The organism is Sorangium sp. So ce128, assembly GCF_051525245.1.
GTDB lineage: Bacteria > Myxococcota_A > Polyangia > Polyangiales > Polyangiaceae > Sorangium > Sorangium cellulosum_B.
In genome coordinates this window covers 754165-770777 of record NZ_CP150313.1, presented here as the reverse complement: position 1 = coordinate 770777, position 16613 = coordinate 754165, and the positions used below count along the sequence as shown (strand labels likewise).

Sequence of the window (16613 nt, the reverse complement as noted above, 5' to 3'; positions counted from 1 at the left end):
ATACACGCGGCCGAGGCATGCAGGTCTCGACGACGCCCATCACGTCGATCTCCGCGAGCGACGTGCGCTGGCTGCTCGCCACGGAAGTGGGCAGCCGGCTGCTCTCCGGCGCTGATCTCTTCACCTTGGCGTTCGCGCTCTCGGGCCGGTCGCACCAGGAGCCGCTGACGCTCGACGAGGCGCGTGACCTGCTCCTCGCGCACGGCCTCCCGCAGGCGCTCGCGGGCAGCGCGCTCATCGAGCGGATGCGCGAATCGACGAGCGCGGATCCGGCGTTCCTTGTCTACAACGCGAGCACGTTCTGCATCGACCGCAACGTCGGTATCCCGCGCCGGCTGGGCCAGCTCGTCTTTCGCCACGACGTCCAGCGACTCCTCCTGGCTCATCGCGCGGAGCAGCCGTCGCCCCCGGAGCGCCCTGTCACCCGCGCTCGGGCCCGCTCACCCGCGCGGGCTCGGCGGACCGAAGCGCCCGCCGCGCCGCCACGAAGTCCCCCCGCGACCCCGACGACCCCGAAACGCCCGCCGCGCGCCCGCGCTGCCGGCCCGCGCGCCACGCCCACCGCCTCCCGGCCGCCTGCCGCCTCCCGGCCGCCTGCCGCCTCCCGGCCGCCTGCCGCCTCCGGCGCGGCGGAGCCGGCGCCACCGCCCGAGCCGGCTCCTCTGCCGGCTCCGCCGCCCAGGAAGCCGGCGCCGCTCCTGATGTCCGGCCTCGACCGGTCCGAGCTGCTCCAGCGGCTCGCGGGCCCGCCCTCCTCGCTCGCGGCGGTGAGCCACGCGCTGCGCGCCCACCTGCTCGCCTCGGCCGAGCAGTTCGAGGAGCTGCTCGCGCTCGCCGCGCTCACCGGCGTCGAGCCGCACCGCTACCAGATCGAGACCGCGCGCCGCGTCCTCCGCGTGTTCCGCGGGCGCGCGCTGCTCGCGGACGAGGTCGGTCTCGGCAAGACGGTCGAGGCGCTGACGATCCTGCGCGAGTACCAGCTCCGCGGGATGGTCCGGCGGGCGCTCGTGCTCGTCCCTCCTGCGCTCGTCGGCCAGTGGACGGGCGAGCTCGCGGAGAAGGCCGGGATCGCCGCGCGCACGACCGACGACGCCGCGCGCACGGCGGACCCCGAGGCCTTCTGGCAAGAGGAGGGCGTGGTCGTCGCGTCGCTCGCCCTCGCGAGGAGCGCGAAGCACGCGCCGCTCGTCCAGGCCGCCTCGTGGGACCTCGTGATTGTCGACGAGGCCCATCACGTCAAGAGCCGCACGACCGCCGGCTTCAAGCTGGTCGACGGCCTGCACAGCCGGTTCCTCCTGATGCTCACGGCGACGCCGATCGAGACCGATCTCGAGGAGCTCTACAACCTCGTGACGCTGCTCAAGCCCGGGCAGTTCGCGACCCCGGCCGCCTTCCGCGCGCAGTTCGTCGACCCGAAGGACCCGCTGTCGCCGAAGAACCGGGAGCGGCTGCGCGCCCTGCTCGCCGAGGTCATGGTGCGCAACACCCGCGCCGACAGCGGCCTCGCGCTGCCGCCCCGCTATGTGAGCACGGCGCTTGTCGATCCGCTCCTGGAGGAGCGCGAGCTCTACGAGCGCGTCCTCGCCCTCGTGCGCGCGCACGGGGCCGACGCCGGCTCCCGGATGCTGGCCTCGACGCTCCTGCTCGGCGCCGGCTCGAGCCCCGCCGCAGTTCGCGGGAGCCTCGAGCGCATGAGCGCGAGCGAGCGGCGCGTCCCCGGGCTGCGCGCCGCGCTCGCCGCGCTGGCGAAGCTCGCGGCCTCGGTCCGCGCGTCCCGGAAGGGCGGCGCCCTCGTCGATCTCGTGCGCGCTCACGACGAGCAAGTCCTCGTCTTCACCCGGTTCCGCGACACGCTTTCGTACATCGAGGCCGTGCTCCGCGAGGCCGGCGTCGAGCCCGTGGCGTTCCACGGCGGCCTCTCCGCCGCGGACAAGCGCGCGGCGCTCTCGGCGTTCCGCGACGGCCGCGCGCGCGTGCTCGTCTCCACCGACGCCGGCGGCGAGGGGCACAACCTCCACCACTGCCATGTCCTCGTGAACTTCGATCTTCCCTACAACCCCATGCTCATCGAGCAGCGGATCGGGCGGCTGCACCGGATGGGCCAGCGAGAGGAGGTGCGCGTCTACAACCTCTGCGCGCGGGGCACCGCCGAGGAGCGTGTCCTCGATCTGCTCGACCGCCGCCTGCACCTGTTCGAGCTGGTCGTGGGCGAGATGGATATGGTCCTTGGCAACATGGCGGACGAGCGCGATCTGGAGGAGCGGATTGTCTCCCTCTACGCGACATCGCTCTCAGAGGAGGAGATCGCGAGCGGCTTCGACGCCATTGCCGAGGAGCTCGCCGCGGCGCGCGGGCGTTACGAGCAGGTGAAGCGCCTCGACGCCAGGCTCTTTGGAAAGGACTACGAGGCGTGACCACGGCGCTGGGGATGCTCTCGCCCACGGAGGGCGCGCTGCCCTCTCCGCTCGATTTCGTGGTCGAGGCGCTCGCGGAGGCCGGAGCGCTCGCAGAGCGGGAGGACGCGCGGGCGGTGGCGCTCCTGCCGGCGCGGCTCGCGGCCGAGATCGAGGTCCCGGAGGAGTGCGCCCTCGCGCTCTACCCCGATCGGGACGGCGACGTCGCGTGTGGCCTTGGCTCCACGCTGCTCGAGCGGCTGATCGCGAGGGCGCGCGGACGGCCGGTGTCCACCTCGGTGCGGCTCGCCGCGGATCCGCCGCGGCCTGCCCACGTGCGGGCCGCCGCGGACCGCTTCGTGCTGCGCAACGGGCTCTGCGAGCCCGGTCAGGTCTCCACGGGCGCGGCGGTCTACGTCGCGGCCATCGTCGCCTATGGGGTCGAGGCCGACGACCGGCGCGAGGGGCTCGTTCGGGTCGTGGTGAACGCGCACGACGGCGGCGAGCCGGACGCCGCGGTGGGCGCGCACCTGGATCTGGCCTGGCCGAGCGCCCTCGTACTGCCGAGCGCCGTGCCCCTCTCAACAGACGATCGCGCGGCGGACTGGATCGCGCTCCGTGCGGAGCTGGCGGTGCGGACGGCGGTTCAGCCGCTGCTCGGCGAGGTCGAGCGCAGGCACGCGCGGGATCACGATCGGATCGTGTCGTATTTCGCGGACCTGATCGCGGAGGCGCGGGCGCCGCGGCGGCGCGCGGATCCGAAGGCCGTCGAGGCCAAGGTCGCGCACCTCGTCGCCGAGCGGAACGCGAAGCTCGAGGCTCTTCCGGGGCGGTTCGCGGCGAAGGTGACGTGCTCGGTCGCCGCGCTGGTGAGCGCCGAGGTGCCCGCGGCGCTCGTCAACATGCGTCTCCGGCGGCGCAAGGAGTCGCGGGACATCGTCTTGCGGCTCCCCGCGGGCGCTTCGAGCCTGGACAGGCTCACGTGCGAGGCGTGCGGCGCCGCGACGGCGCGGCCGGCGGCCTGCGACGATCGGATGCACCTGCTCTGCGAGGCGTGCGCGCCGAACGCGCAGGGCCGCATCGCGTGCCCGGCGTGCGCGAAGCGACGCTGAGGACCTGTCCAGCCGCCGTCGCCGAACCGCTCCACGGTTGCCCGAACCGCTCCGCGGTTTCCTTTTCCGCCTCCGATCCCAGGTGGCCCTGGCGATGGCGCCCTCTTCGCTTCGGCCCCCTGGTGATTCCCGGACTAGCCAGCGGGCGCGTCGAGCACGGGGAACTCCTTCACGGAGCGACCGCCCGCCTGCTCGACCGTCAATTCGCTCTCCACGTAGAGGACCTGGAGCCTGCTCGGCCCAAGGTTCTGGACGAAGACAACGTTGCCGTTGGGCTGGTAGGTGTCGGTGTGACCCGTCTGGATGACGACGTCGGTCCAGGCGCCGACGTTGAGAATGGTGATGCTGTAGGTCGTCGCGCCGCCTCCGGGGTTGCCGGTGTTGTAGACGTGCATCGTCCCAGGGATGGGGCCGAGCTTGTAGATGACCTGATTGGGCGGGATATTGACGACGGCCATGGTTGTCTCCTGTCTTGTATCAAGGCACGACGAACAGGTCGTGCCGGTGCAACACGCGATGGCAATGAATAGCAACGTCAATGCCAGGACATCGTCCTTCAGGGGCTCCGGACGACGAGCAGGGGGAGGATGTCCGCGCCGGCCGACACGGCCATGGCCCAGGGCTCGGAGCCCCAGCTCCACCCCGCATTGATCTCGAACGCGAGCCGGCGGACGCTCTCTTGGCCCAGCTCCACGAGCACGCCTGGCCCTGGCGACGTGGTGGCCGGGTCGCCGGGGCGGAGGCTCGACGCCGCGAAGACGAGGAGCACCGTCTCCATCGGATAGAAGACCTGGCGGGTCTTGCCATAGAGCGGAAAGGAGGCGATGGGCGCGGCGGTCTCGCCGAGGCGCTGCGCGAGGCCACAGGTGAACGGCGTCGACGTGTCGTTCTGTATCGAAATGGCGTTCGCCGGTTCCCCGAGGAGCACGACGCCGGTGCCCGTCGGCTCCTGCACGTACAGCACCTGTCCGGGCTCGATGTCGTACGAGGCCGAGGCGTCCACCCGGACCGACGGGAGGAGCGTGCGGGTCGCGGTGTAGGCCCGATAAAATGCCGCCCACGACAGGGTCGTGGTGAGGGAGTAGGACCTCGATTGGAACCACACGAGCGGCACGCCGGCGGCGTCCTCTGCGCCCACCGCTTTGAAGGCGTACAGCGAGATCTCGGAGGCGGCGAGCGCGCTCGCTGTCTCGGCGCTCATGGAGACGATCAGCCGTCTCTCGGTCGGCGCTGAGGAGGAAATGGGCGGAGCGGCTTCGTCAACGCGCGCGGCCTTTGATGTCGCCGCGCCTGGCCGCTCGTCGGGCGTCCTGAGACCCGTGCCGCACGTGAGGGACAGCAGCGACGCGGCGACGAGCGCGGCCTGTCCACGAAGAGGTCGTCGCATGAGGCCTCCTTGCCGCGTCGCGCTCGTCGCCCGACCGCGGAGGGTGAACCGGCAGCCGGTCCGCCCCGCGGGCGCCACGTCAGGCCTGGATCAGGCCGCCATTGCTGCGGGAGGCGTGGCGCGCCTCCGGCGCCGGCGCGTGGGCGCTTTGCGCCGCCAGGATCCTTCGGTTCAGGCTGGCGGACGACTGGAGCAGGAGCGGCGCGAGGTTGGCGCCCGCGGGGACGAGCTGTACGTTCGGGTTGCCGCTGGAATTCCAGCCTGCGTTGATGTCGAAGCTCAACGAGACCTCGGGCTCGCTGGTGAGGTTGATCAGGGCGGCCTGGCTGAACGCCTGGAAGATGACCGTCCCCGTGTTCACCGCGGTCGTGGCGAACTCCAGCAAGACGAGCTGGATGGGCGCGAAGACATCGAGCATGTTGCCGTAAAGCGGGAAGGCGCAGAGAGGCGTCGCCACCGCGCTGCCGCTCACCGACTGCACCTGCGAGATGCCGCAGACCATCTGCGTCGTGGTCTGGTTCGCGATCGAGATCGCGTTCTGCGTTCCACCGGTCACGACGGTGCCCGTGCCCGCCGGGCTCGTGACCTGGAGGATGTCGCCGAGGTTCATGTCGTAGGACGCGCTCGCCTTGATCTTGCCGCCGGGGATGATGACGCTCTGCGAGGTGTACCCCTGATACTGCTCCTCCCACGAGATGGTGGTATCCAGGGAGAAGTTCTTGGTCTGGAACCACACGAGCGGCGCGCCGCCCTGGATGCTCGTCTGCACCCCCTTGAATCCATACAGATAAAATCCGCCCGTCTCCAGGGCGTTGAAGGTGTTCTGGTCCATAGCAATGTCGATCGAATAGGGCGTGGCCATGGCGATGCTCTCCTCTCCGAGAAATCCTTGTGCATTCGCCTGGAGCCGCCGGCGCCGCGCATCGACGCAGGTCATGGGATCCGAGCGATGCTGCGTCCAGAATTGCAACAAGAATGCCAATCAAAAAAAAAACGTGGCATCACGGAGGCGCGACCGGGAGAGAGGGCAACAACTTGCCCGGCGGCCCCTCCCCTGACGGCAACCCTTTGCCCAGGGCAACAACTTGCCCTCGCCCCCGAGACAACCATTGACGGCGGACGTGAGGAGCGCGACGTCGGCGCTTGAATGAACGCGGCCGACCGCTCGCTCCCTACCGAATCAAGAGCGCCCTCGGCCAGGGGGCATGGGCGTCAGGGCCGTGAGCGCCGGGGTGGGGGTGTGCGCGGCAGCGCGCGGGGGGCGCGCTGGAGCACCGAACGAGGTGCCATAAGGTCTCAGCAGGCTCCACGTCCCAGGCGCGCCTTGTGTGGCGCGCAACGAAACGTCTCAGAGGGCAAGGCCCGAAGTGAGACATGCCGGGCGGTGTTTCATGCGCAAGCGCTCGCGCCCCCGTCTTGGCGGATGGCCAGCGCCCCCCGCGCGCTGCCGCGCACACCCCCACCCCGGCGCGTGCCCCCCGGATCCCCCGTCAGTCCTCCCGGGACCAAGGCATCAGCCCGGTCGCGAGGCATTTCACCGCCGCCGCCAGCTCGATCGGCTCGATCGGCTTGGGCACGTGCATCTGGTAGCCGGCCGCGAGCGCCCGCACCCGGTCCTCGGTCCGCGCGTACGGCGTCAGCGCCAGCGCCGGCGTGCGCCCCACCTTGCGCGGCAGCAGATCCCGCACCCGCCGGATCAGCGAGTAGCCGTCCTCCCCCGGCATCCCGATGTCGACGACGAGCAGCGCCGGCTCCGACGTCTCCAGCAGCTTCAGCGCCTCGTTGCTCGACGTCGCCGTGCTGACCTCGGCCCCGCAGCGCCGCAGCACCGCCGAGAGCATCGCCAGCGTGTCGGGATCGTCGTCCGCGATGAGCACCCGCACCCCGGTGAGCCGCGGGAACGGGTTGCGCGGGTCGGGCGCGATGCCCGCGTTCGTGAGCGCCGTCGCGGTCGCGCCCGTCGAGAGCGGCAGCTGAACCGTGCACGTCGTCCCGCGCCCCGGGCCGGCGCTCGTCACGCGCACCATGCCGCCGTGCAGCCCGACGATGTGCCGCACGATCGACAGCCCCAGCCCGAGCCCCCCGTGCCGGCGCGCGCCGCTGTTGTCCTCCTGCCGGAAGCGCTCGAAGACGTGCGGGAGCGAGTCCGCCGAGATGCCCTCGCCGTCGTCGATCACCTTGACCTCGGCGAAGCGCTCGTCCTGCGAGAGCTGCACCTGCACGAGCCCCCCAGGGCGCGCGAACTTCACCGCGTTCGAGAGCAGGTGCCACACGACCTGCTGCAGCCGCGCAGGGTCGCCCTCGACGAACACGCCCTCCGGATCGAGCCTCGTCTCGATCGCCACGCCCTTGCCCGCGGCCGACGGGAGGATCGACTCGACCGCCGTCTGCACCGGCAACGTCAGCTCCACCGCGAGCCGCTCGATCTTCAGCGTGCCCGTCACGACCTGCGACGCGTCGAGCAGCTCGTCGATCAGCGTCACCTGATGCTCGGCGTTGCGCTCGACCGCCGACAGCGCCCGCGTCTCCGCGACCCGATCGAGCGAGCCCGCCTGCATCATCCTCGCCCAGCCGAGGATCGCGTTGAGCGGCGTCCGCAGCTCGTGCGACACCGTCCCGAGGAACTCGTCCTTCAGGCGGTTCGCGTCCTGCACCTCGCGGTACAGGCGCGCGTTGTCGAGCGCGAGCGCGGCCCGGTGCGCCACCTCCTCCGCGAAGGCGACGTCGGACCGCTCGAAGAACCGGCCCGACTCCGACGACACGAGCGAGATCGCGCCGAGGATCCGCCCGCGCGCCCGGAGCGCCACCACGAGGTACGAGAGCGGCGCGAGCGTCCGGTTGGCCGTGGCCTCCTCGCTCGTCATCGCGTCGTGCAGCAGCACGTCCCCGCGGACGTCCGCGTAGAGCTCCGACCGGCCCGTCCGCAGCACGCGCGCCACCGGGCCCGGCTCACCGTCGACCCGGCTCGGGTGGAAGTACCGGAGCAGCGGCTCCTTCAGCGGGCTCACGTGCGCGGCGGCGACGTGGCGCAGGCCGAGGCCGTCGTCGATGTCGACCAGGCAGAAATCGGCGAGCACCGGCAGGACGAGCCGCGCGAGCGACTGGAGCGTGGCCGTGAAGTCCAGCGACGCGGCGAGCGCCGTGCTGAGCTCGGCCAGGAACGCGAACCGCCGCGCCGCCTCCTCGGCCTCGGCCCGCGCCGCCTGCACCCGGATCAGCCGGGCGCGCTCCTCCTCGGCCCGCTTGCGATCGGTGATGTCGCGGTGGATGCCGACAAGGAACAGCGGGCGCCCCTCCTGGTCGTGGACCGCGTACGCCGTGATCTCGATCGGCACCTCGGAGCCGTCGCGCCGCACGCACGGGACCTCGCCGACGAAGGTGCGCGCGTCCTCGATCTGCTGGAGGATCCGGGCCGTGCTCTCCTCGCGGACGTCGTCGCGGTGGAGGAGCGCCATGCTCTTGCCGACGATCTCCTCGGACAGGTAGCCGAAGATCGACTCGGCCTCGCCCATCCAGTACCGGATGTTGCCCTCGACGTCCGTGACGAGGATGGCCTCGGGCATCTGCTTCAGCACCTCGTGCGAGAGGTGCATGGCCTCCTCCGTCTGCAGCGCGGAGAGGCGCGCCCGCTCGAGCGCCTGCGCGCTCTGCTGGACCAGCGCGAGCATGAACGCCCGGTCGTCCTCGGTGAACGACTGCGGCGCCGAGAAGCCGAACCCCACGGCGCCGAGCACGCGCCCCTCGAGGAAGAGCGGGATCGCGGCGTACGCGCGCTCGCCCGTCGCGACGCAGCACGACGCGAAGCCCGGCTCGAACTCGCCGAAGCGCTCCTCCGACTCGAGGAAGATCGGCTGGCGCTCCCGGACCGCGCGCGCCAGCGGCAGCTCCGCGCCGAGGTCGAAGCTCTTGAAGCGCGCGATCTGCGCCTCGAGGTAGCCCGTCGAGCGCACCGTCTCGAGCTCACCGCCGAGCCCGGCGCGCAGCGCCACCACGCCGGTCATCGCCCCGGCGGCCGCGACGACGTCGCTCGCGAGCACGCGGAGCACGGCGGGCGGCGTGATCGCGTCGGACAGCGCGGCCGTCACCGCGAAGAGCCACGCGGCCCGGTCCGCGCTCCGCTCCGCGGCGTGGCGCGCCTCCTCCGCCTTCCGGTAGAGGTAGGCGTTGTCGAGCGCCAGCGCCACGCGGTGCGCGAGCTCGGCCGCGAGCACGAGATCGTCCGCGGAGTAGATGCGGTTCGACTCCGAGACGCCGAACGACAGCACGCCGAGCTTGCGGCCGCGCGCGATGAGCGGCACCGCCATCGCCGACCGCGTGCCGAGCTGCTCCAGCGCGGCGGCGCGCTCGGCGGCCTCGTCGCTCTTGTCGCGATCGAGCTCGTGCAAGAGCTCGGACTCGCCGCTGTGCAGCACCTTGGCGATGCCGAGGCGCTCCTCGGCGTCGGGCGAGATCGCGCGCAGGAGCCCCTCGCGCTCGGGGTTCACGTGCTTCGCGGCGACGCGGCAGAACCGCCGCCGCGTCGCGCCTGCCTGGCCCGCGCGATCGGAGCCCGCCGGGTCGGAGTCCGCGGCGGCGCGATGGCGCCGGGCCGCGTAGATGCCCGCCACGGGCGCCGGGTCGATCCCGTCCGGCCCGGCCAAGAACGTGGCACCGCCGTCCGACGGCGGCGGCGGCGGCACGGAGCCGACCAGGCCCATGGCGTCCGCGGCGCCACGCTCGATGAGATCGACCGTGCACCAGTCCGCCAGGTAGGGCACCGACAGACGCGCGAGCCGCTCGAGGATCGTATGAGGGTCAAGCGATCCGGTGAGCTGCTCGCTCGCGTCCGCCAGGAACATCAGCTCATTATGGATCGCCCCTCCGCGGGGCGGCTTCAGGACCTGCCATGCCATGGCGGTCTCGCTAGGGTTGCCTTCACGCTCCATGGGGTCGCCGGCGGCCCGCATCGTAGCGAGGGCCGATCGCAGAAGCCAGCGGCGCAGGAGAAAGCGCGGCGCTAACCGTCGGCGGCGAGCCGCGCGCGGGCGCGGTGGACGAGCGCCTGGACGGCGCGGTGCGATTCGTCGCGCACCTCGCCGACGTCCTGGCCTACCGTGGCGATGGGCGCGCCGACCTCGAGCGCTACCGGGATACGTCGCGCACGGCTCACCCGGGCCATGTGCGCCGTGAACGACTCGTCGACGTAGGAGGACTCGGCGCCGCCGTACACGAGCCCCACGGGGACGATCTCCGCGCCAACGCGGCATGCCGCGGTGAAGCCACCCGCGCGGAACGGCCGCACCTCATCTCCGGAGAACGTGGTCCCTTCGGGGTAGACCATCACACCACGGCCGCCCTTGAGCGCGGAGCACATCGCCTGGACGACCGCAGAGCCGCTGCGCTTGCTGGAACGGTCCACGAAGAGCGTTCCGACGCGGCGCGCCGCCATGCCGATGACCGGCCATCCAGCGAGGTCGGCCCGGCTCACGACCGTGGCCTCGAAGAAGGCGAGCGTGATCATGATGTCGAGCGCGGAGCGGTGGTTCATCACGAACAGCCGGCCGAGCCCAGCGGCGTCGCGTCCAGGGCAGTACCCGGCGCCCGCCGGATCGGCCGCGCCGTCGGCGCGCCCCGCCGCGAGCTCACCCTGGAAGAGCCCGCCCGCGCGCACGTCGAGTCCGTAGAGCTTCAGGAGCGCGCGCCCATACCGGCGCATCCATGTGTGGAGGACCACTTCGCGGTCGGCCGCGGGCGAGATCGCGGTGTCGACCTCGAGCAGGCCGTACATGCCGAAGGTGAGGCCGACGAAGCCGGCCGTGCGGAGAGGGAAGCGGAGGGCGTCGAGGGGGCGAGCGCTGACCATGCGTCGGATGTCCTTCCCGCTCGGGGCGATCGTGGAGCCAGGGCTTCAGCGAGGCGGAGGCGCCGGGCGCGCCCCGGCTCGCGCGGCGAGAGCGCCGGCCGGCGGCACCCTATTTCACGCTTGCGCTCGGAGAAAGCCCCGTCACCCGCCCGTGGCGGGAGCTCCCTCGAGCAGTCGCTTCAGCACGTCGTTCACGACGGCCGGGTTCGCGCTGCCCCCCGTCTTCTTCATGATCTGGCCGACGAAGAAGCCGAACAGCGCGGTCTTGCCGCCGCGGTACGCCGCCGCCTGCTTCTCGTTCGCGGCGATGACCGACGCGGCGACCGCCTCGATCGCGGACGCGTCGCTCATCACGGCCATGCCCTTGTCGCGGACGATGTCGCCGGGCGCCCGGTCCGTGCCGGCCATCTCCATGTAGACCTCCTTGGCCTGCTTGCCGCTGATCGCGCCCTCGTCCACGAGGCGGAGCAGCGCGGCCACCTGGCCGGGGGCGACCGGGAACGCCGCGGAGAGCCCCGTCGTCCGGGTGTCGCGCAGCACCTCGCCCTGGACGAAGTTCGCAACCTTCACGGCGTCGCCGTGGAGGCGCGCGGCCTCCTCGAAGAACGCCGCGATCTGCGGGTGGCCGGTCAGGACCGACGCCGCGTACGGGGTGAGGCCGAGCGACTCGGTGAAGCGGCGCCGCTTGTCGACCGGCGGCTCCGGGAGCGCGCCGCGCACGTCGGCGAGGAACGCCTCGTCCACGACGAGCGGCGGCAGATCCGGCTCGGGGAAGTAGCGGTAGCCGGACTCGTTCTCCTTGTCGCGGAGGAGGTACGTCTCCTTCTTCTCGGCGTTGTACCCGCGGGTCTGCTGCCGGACGCGGCCGCCCTGCTCGATGAGCGCGATCTGCCGCCGGATCTCGAGGTCGATCGCCTCGGCGACGAAGCGGAACGAGTTGATGTTCTTGAGCTCCGTCCGCGTGCCGAGCTTCGTCTCCCCCACCTTGCGGACCGAGACGTTGGCGTCGCAGCGGAAGCTGCCCTGCTCGAGGTTGCCGTCGTTCACGCCGATGAACATGAGGATCTCGCGCAGCCGCTTCAGGTACTCGGCCGCCTCCGCGCCCGAGCGGAGGTCGGGCTCACCGACGATCTCGATGAGCGGCGTGCCGGCGCGGTTGAGATCGACGACCGACAGGCCGCCGATGCCGTGGACGTTCTTGCCGGCGTCCTCCTCCATGTGGACGCGCGTGATCCCCGCCCGCGTCTTGCCCGCCTCGGTCTCGATCTCGAGCTGGCCGCGCAGCGCGAGCGGCCGATCGAACTGGCTGATCTGGAAGCCCTTCGGCAGGTCCGGGTAGAAGTAGTTCTTCCTCGCGAAGACGCTGCTCTCCTGGACGGCGCAGCCAAGCGCGAGCGCCGCGCTCACCGCCATCCGGACCGCCTCGCGGTTCAGGACCGGGAGCGCCCCCGGGAGGCCGAGGCAGACCGGGCACGTGTGCGTGTTCGGCGGGTCGCCGAAGCTGGTCGCGCAGCCACAGAACGCCTTGGTCCGGGTGAGGAGCTGCGCGTGGACCTCGAGCCCGATGACCGCCTCGAAGGAGCCGTACGTCGTCGCCATGACCCGCCCTTCTAGCAGAACCTCAGCCGGACGAGAGGCCAGATGCCCAGGCTCCGCCGCGCGCCAGGCCGCGCAACGGCACGGCCTACCGGGGGGTGACCGGCTCAGTGATCCGCGTGGTCGCGCGAGAGGCCAGGGTGCGTCGGGTCGCCCGGCTCGTGGCGCTTGTTCGCCGTCAGCCGCGAGCCCGAGCGATCGGAGAGGCTCATGAGGAGATCGCGCCGGTAGATGAACTGCTCGCGCGAGTCGTAGGGCACCGCGTGGAGGCCGGTGTCCATCCGGATGGCGTCGACGGGGCACGCCTCGACGCAGAAGCCGCAGAAGATGCAGCGGAGCTCGTCGATGACGAAGCTGCTCGGGTACCGCTCGTAGCCTTTCCGCCGATCGCCGTCGGGGTACTCGGCCGGCTCGATCGCGATGCACTGCGCCGGGCACGCCGTCGAGCAGCAGAGGCACGCGACGCAGCGGGGCGAGTTGTCCTCGCGCAGCGTGAGCCGGTGGATGCCCCGGAAGCGCTCCGGGTAGGGGCGCTTCTCCTCGGGGTAGCTGATCGTCGTGACGCCCGGCTCGAGCGCGTGCAGCACCGGGTCGGGCTTCTGGCCGAGCACCATCTCCTTCGTGTTCTTGAAGAAGTGCTTCATCGTGATCCCCAGGCCCTTGACCATCTCGGGGATGTAGGCCTGGACGTCAGCGCTCCGGACCGGCCGCGGAATGGGCTTGCCGGCGACCGGCCTTCCGGCCGGCTTCGTCCACGTGGTGCTGGGGGTAGCTCTCGCCATGAGATCCTCCTCTATGCCTGCTGCGGCGACGCCTTGGTGCCCCCCGCCGCGGCCGTGAACCGGGAAGAGGTGGAGTTGACGGTGCGCTGGCGCTCGACCGGCTCGAGCAGGCCGGCGATCAGCGCCACGACCGCCGCGAACCCGCCCAGGGCGACGACCGCGTGGGTGACGTCGGCCGCGACCTGGAGACCGCCGACGAGCCCCGCGGGCGCCGAGTCGACGGCCAGCACGACGATGCCCGTGACCATCATGTTGACGATCGTGAGCGGCAGGAGCTTCGTCCACCCGAGCCGCATCACCTGGTCGTAACGGAAGCGCGGCAGCGTCCAGCGGAAGAAGACCTGCACCCACGCCATGAGGATCGTCTTGCCGAAGAACGCCAGCACGTAGGTCAGGCTCACGGCGAAGTGGGTCATCTTGTACTGGAAGAGCGTCGCGTCGCCGAAGGCGATGTTGATGCCGTCGCGGTCCAGGAACGGCAGGTGGTAGCCGCCGAAGAAGAGCGTGACGAGGAGCGCGCTCGACGTGATGAGCTCCACGTACTCGCCCGTCATGAACATGCCGAACTTCATCCCGGAGTACTCGACGAAGTAGCCGGCGACGATCTCGCTCTCGCCCTCGGGCTGATCGAACGGGATGCGCTTCGTCTCGGCCGCGAGGGCCGCGAGGAACAGGACGAACGCGAGCGGCTGGACGAAGATCCCCCACGTGTGCTCGGCCTGCCACTGCACCATGTCGCCGAGCCGGACGCTGCCGTAGATGATGAAGAGGCCGACGACGCTGAGGCCCATCGCGACCTCGTAGCTGACCATCTGGCTCGCGGCGCGCAGGCCGCCGAGCAGCGAGAACTTGTTGTCGCTCGCCCAGCCGGCGAGCGCGGCGCCGATGATGCCGGTGCCCGCCATCGCGAAGATGTAGAGGATGCCGACGTTGAGGTCCGCGACCTGGAGGTTCACGACGTGGCCGCTGCACGTGAACGCCTGGTCGACGGTCCGCTTGAGCAGCGGGAGGTCCCCGAAGCCGAAGACCCCGTCGCCGTTGTCCTCGAAGCAGAGCTTGTCGCCGAACGGGATGACCGCGAACGTCACGAGCGCCGGGAACATCGCGAGCAGCGGCGCGAGCGAGTGGAGGAGCCGGTCGGCGTTCTTCGGGATGAAGTCCTCCTTCCAGATCATCTTGATCGCGTCGGCCGCGGCGTGGAGCGTGCCGAGGAGCCGCAGCGGGATCTTGCCCTCGGGCACGCGCAGCGCCGCGTACGCGCCCGTCACGAGCAGCAGCGCGCCGAGCAGCACACACGCGATCCGCGCGACGACGGGCGCCGCCGAGAGCGGGACCGCCTGCGTCAGGAAGAAGACCGCGACGTGGGCCATGACGCCCCCGTAGAAGATGTTGCGCGGCTCGGCGCGGGCGAGCGCCTCTTCAGCCGGGTTGATCGGGCCGCCGCTGCGGGCCGACGCGCAGAACACGATCAGCCCGAGCCAGGCCACGGCCACCGCGAACTGCGCGGCGGCCACCATCGTCTCGGCCGCGGCCGGCGCGGACGCCGGGCGCGTCGCCGTGAACACGGACAGCGCCGCGAGCAGCGCCGGGGGGAAGAACACGATGCCCCGCACGACCAGGGACGGCAGGTAGACGACCGCCCGGTTCGGGCCGACGCGGTCCTGCACCATCGCGCCCTGGCGCCGGTCGGCCCAGGTGGCGATCGCCGCCATGTTCAGCAGGAACAGGACGACGATGAGGATCTTGACGATCGCGAGAACGAGCTCGACGCTGGTCATGCCGTGGCCTCCGTCTTCTTCGGCTCGACCCGCGCGCCGTCGGCGGCGGCGGGCGCCGGCGTGGCGTGCGCGGAGGGCGCCGCTGCCCCGGCTGGCCCACCAAGCGCCGCGCCGGGCGGCATCGCGCGGCGGAGCTCGGCCAGGGTCTTCCACCCGGTCTCGTACCCGAGCGCGCGCCCGAGCCGGCCGATGAGCTCCCAGGCCGGGCGCGCGTCGCCGTGCGGGAGCAGCGCCCGCTCGCTCCGCTGCGCCAGGCCCTTGCCGTTCACGTACGTCCCCTCGGCCTCGGCCCAGGAGCACGCCGGCAGGGCGACGCGCGCGGCCTTCGCGAGCGGCCCCTCGTGGGCGGCGATCGTCACCACCCCCTTCAGCCGCGAGAACGCCCGCTGCGCCTCGCCCGCGTCGACCTCGAGGTCCGAGCCGAGGGCGACCACGTACGCGTAGTGCCCGGACGCGATCCCCTGGATCAGCTCCGCGACCGGGCGCGGCGGGGTCGCCGCCGCGATCTGCACGGCGCCGCGGGTGTTCGGGTTCTTGTCCTCGCTGATGAGGATGTCGTCGCCCTGGCCGAGCGGCTTCCCCGACACGAAGAAGTCGGTCGCGCCGAGGTACGTCGTGGCGAGGTGGTAGAGCGCGAAGTTGTCCTCGTTCGAGTGCTGCGCCGACAGGACGATCGCGACCTTCTGCGGGTCGTCGCCGTGGCCTGCGAGCTGCTCCTTGGCCGCGGCGAGCGCGTCGTCGACGCTCGCGTCGTCGTTGCCGACGAGCGCCGTGAGCAGCCGCCCATCGACCGCGTGCCGGTACGAGAGCATGCCCTCGTCGCACATCCAGTACGTGTTGACCGCCATGTTCTCGCGGGGGCGGTGCCGGTACGGGGTGTTGTTGCGCGGATCGTAGTCGAGGTAGGCGTTGCAGCCCGTCGCGCAGCCCTGGCACACGGTCCGGGCGCTGCGGAGGAACCAGACGCGCGCCTTGAACCGGAAATCGCGCGACGTGAGCGCGCCGACCGGGCAGACGTGCTCGGTCATGAGCGTGTAGTTGTGGTCGAGCTCGCGCCCCGGCGAGACCGTGATCTCCCCGAGGTTGCCGCGCTCGCGGACGGAGAGCACCGGATCCCGGGCGAGCTCGTTGCAGACGCGGATGCACCGCGTGCAGACGATGCAGCGCTCGGCGTCGTACACGATGGTCGGGCCGAAGGTGACCGCCTTCGGCTTGTGCACCGGCTCCTGCCGCATCCGCTTGCCCTTGCGCTGGTGCTCCAGCCAGTAGTCCTGGAGGCGGCACTCGCCGGCCTGGTCGCAGATCGGGCAGTCGACCGGGTGGTTCAGCAGCAGGAGCTCCTGCACCGCCGAGCGCGCCTCGGACACGTGGTCGCTGTTGTCGGACAGCACCTCCATGCCGTTCGCGCAGGCCATCTGGCAGGCCGGCTGGAGCTTCGGCTTCGCCGCCGGCACGTAGTCCTGCTTCGCCGCGTCCCAGCGGAGGATGTCGAGGCTCATCGCCGGCCGCCCCGGCGGCGGCATCACCTCGACCAGGCACATCCGGCAGTTGGCGGCGACGCTGAGGCCCGGGTGCCAGCAGTAATGGGGGATGTCGATCCCGGCGCGGTGCGCCGCGCGGATGATCGTGTCACCGCTCTCGAAGGGGATCTCCCTTCCGTCGATCTTGATCGTAGGCATCGTGCTCTCGATTCCCGGCGGGGCCGCGGAGGGCCCTTGCTTTC

General features: G+C 71.6%; 11 protein-coding genes. 2 read left to right on the top strand and 9 right to left on the bottom strand.

Annotation, left to right across the window (positions count from 1 at the left end):
- Nucleotides 1-17 precede the first annotated feature (17 nt).
- The gene (locus WME82_RS03060; protein WP_438041599.1) at nucleotides 18-2414 is read left to right on the top strand and encodes a DEAD/DEAH box helicase; all 2397 of its coding nucleotides are present in this window, start codon (nucleotides 18-20) and stop codon (nucleotides 2412-2414) included.
- Nucleotides 2411-3505, top strand: a complete 1095-nt coding sequence (locus WME82_RS03055; protein WP_438041598.1) for a hypothetical protein — start codon at nucleotides 2411-2413, stop codon at nucleotides 3503-3505. Before WME82_RS03060 ends, WME82_RS03055 begins: the two co-directional genes overlap by 4 nt.
- A gap of 134 nt (nucleotides 3506-3639) precedes the next feature.
- On the opposite strand, the gene WME82_RS03050 is transcribed toward WME82_RS03055, so the two are convergent.
- From WME82_RS03050 to WME82_RS03010, 9 genes are all read right to left on the bottom strand, one after another.
- A complete protein-coding gene (locus WME82_RS03050; RefSeq protein WP_437744034.1) occupies nucleotides 3640-3963 on the bottom strand; it encodes a hypothetical protein in 324 nt (107 codons plus the stop codon).
- Between the two features lie 98 nt (nucleotides 3964-4061).
- Nucleotides 4062-4706 carry a hypothetical protein gene (locus WME82_RS03045; RefSeq protein WP_438041597.1) on the bottom strand — a complete coding sequence of 215 codons (645 nt, stop codon included), beginning with the start codon at nucleotides 4704-4706 and terminating at the stop codon, nucleotides 4062-4064.
- Nucleotides 4707-4971: 265 nt separating this feature from the next.
- A complete protein-coding gene (locus WME82_RS03040; RefSeq protein ID WP_438041596.1) occupies nucleotides 4972-5754 on the bottom strand; it encodes a hypothetical protein in 783 nt (260 codons plus the stop codon).
- A 628-nt stretch (nucleotides 5755-6382) separates the two neighbouring features.
- Nucleotides 6383-9784, bottom strand: coding sequence for a GAF domain-containing protein (locus tag WME82_RS03035; RefSeq protein ID WP_438041595.1), 3402 nt, complete (start codon nucleotides 9782-9784; stop codon nucleotides 6383-6385).
- Nucleotides 9785-9888: 104 nt separating this feature from the next.
- Nucleotides 9889-10734: a lysophospholipid acyltransferase family protein gene (locus WME82_RS03030; protein ID WP_437744030.1), complete on the bottom strand. Its 846-nt coding sequence runs from the start codon at nucleotides 10732-10734 to the stop codon at nucleotides 9889-9891.
- 141 nt (nucleotides 10735-10875) lie between these two features.
- The gene (gene gatB / locus WME82_RS03025; RefSeq protein WP_438041594.1) at nucleotides 10876-12333 is read right to left on the bottom strand and encodes an Asp-tRNA(Asn)/Glu-tRNA(Gln) amidotransferase subunit GatB; all 1458 of its coding nucleotides are present in this window, start codon (nucleotides 12331-12333) and stop codon (nucleotides 10876-10878) included.
- Between the two features lie 104 nt (nucleotides 12334-12437).
- Nucleotides 12438-13112, bottom strand: coding sequence for a NuoI/complex I 23 kDa subunit family protein (locus WME82_RS03020; protein WP_437744028.1), 675 nt, complete (start codon nucleotides 13110-13112; stop codon nucleotides 12438-12440).
- A gap of 11 nt (nucleotides 13113-13123) precedes the next feature.
- Entirely contained in the window at nucleotides 13124-14890 is a 1767-nt protein-coding gene (locus WME82_RS03015; RefSeq protein WP_438041593.1) for a complex I subunit 1/NuoH family protein, read from the bottom strand.
- The gene (locus WME82_RS03010; RefSeq protein ID WP_438041592.1) at nucleotides 14887-16569 is read right to left on the bottom strand and encodes a 2Fe-2S iron-sulfur cluster-binding protein; all 1683 of its coding nucleotides are present in this window, start codon (nucleotides 16567-16569) and stop codon (nucleotides 14887-14889) included. Before WME82_RS03010 ends, WME82_RS03015 begins: the two co-directional genes overlap by 4 nt.
- Nucleotides 16570-16613 lie beyond the last annotated feature (44 nt).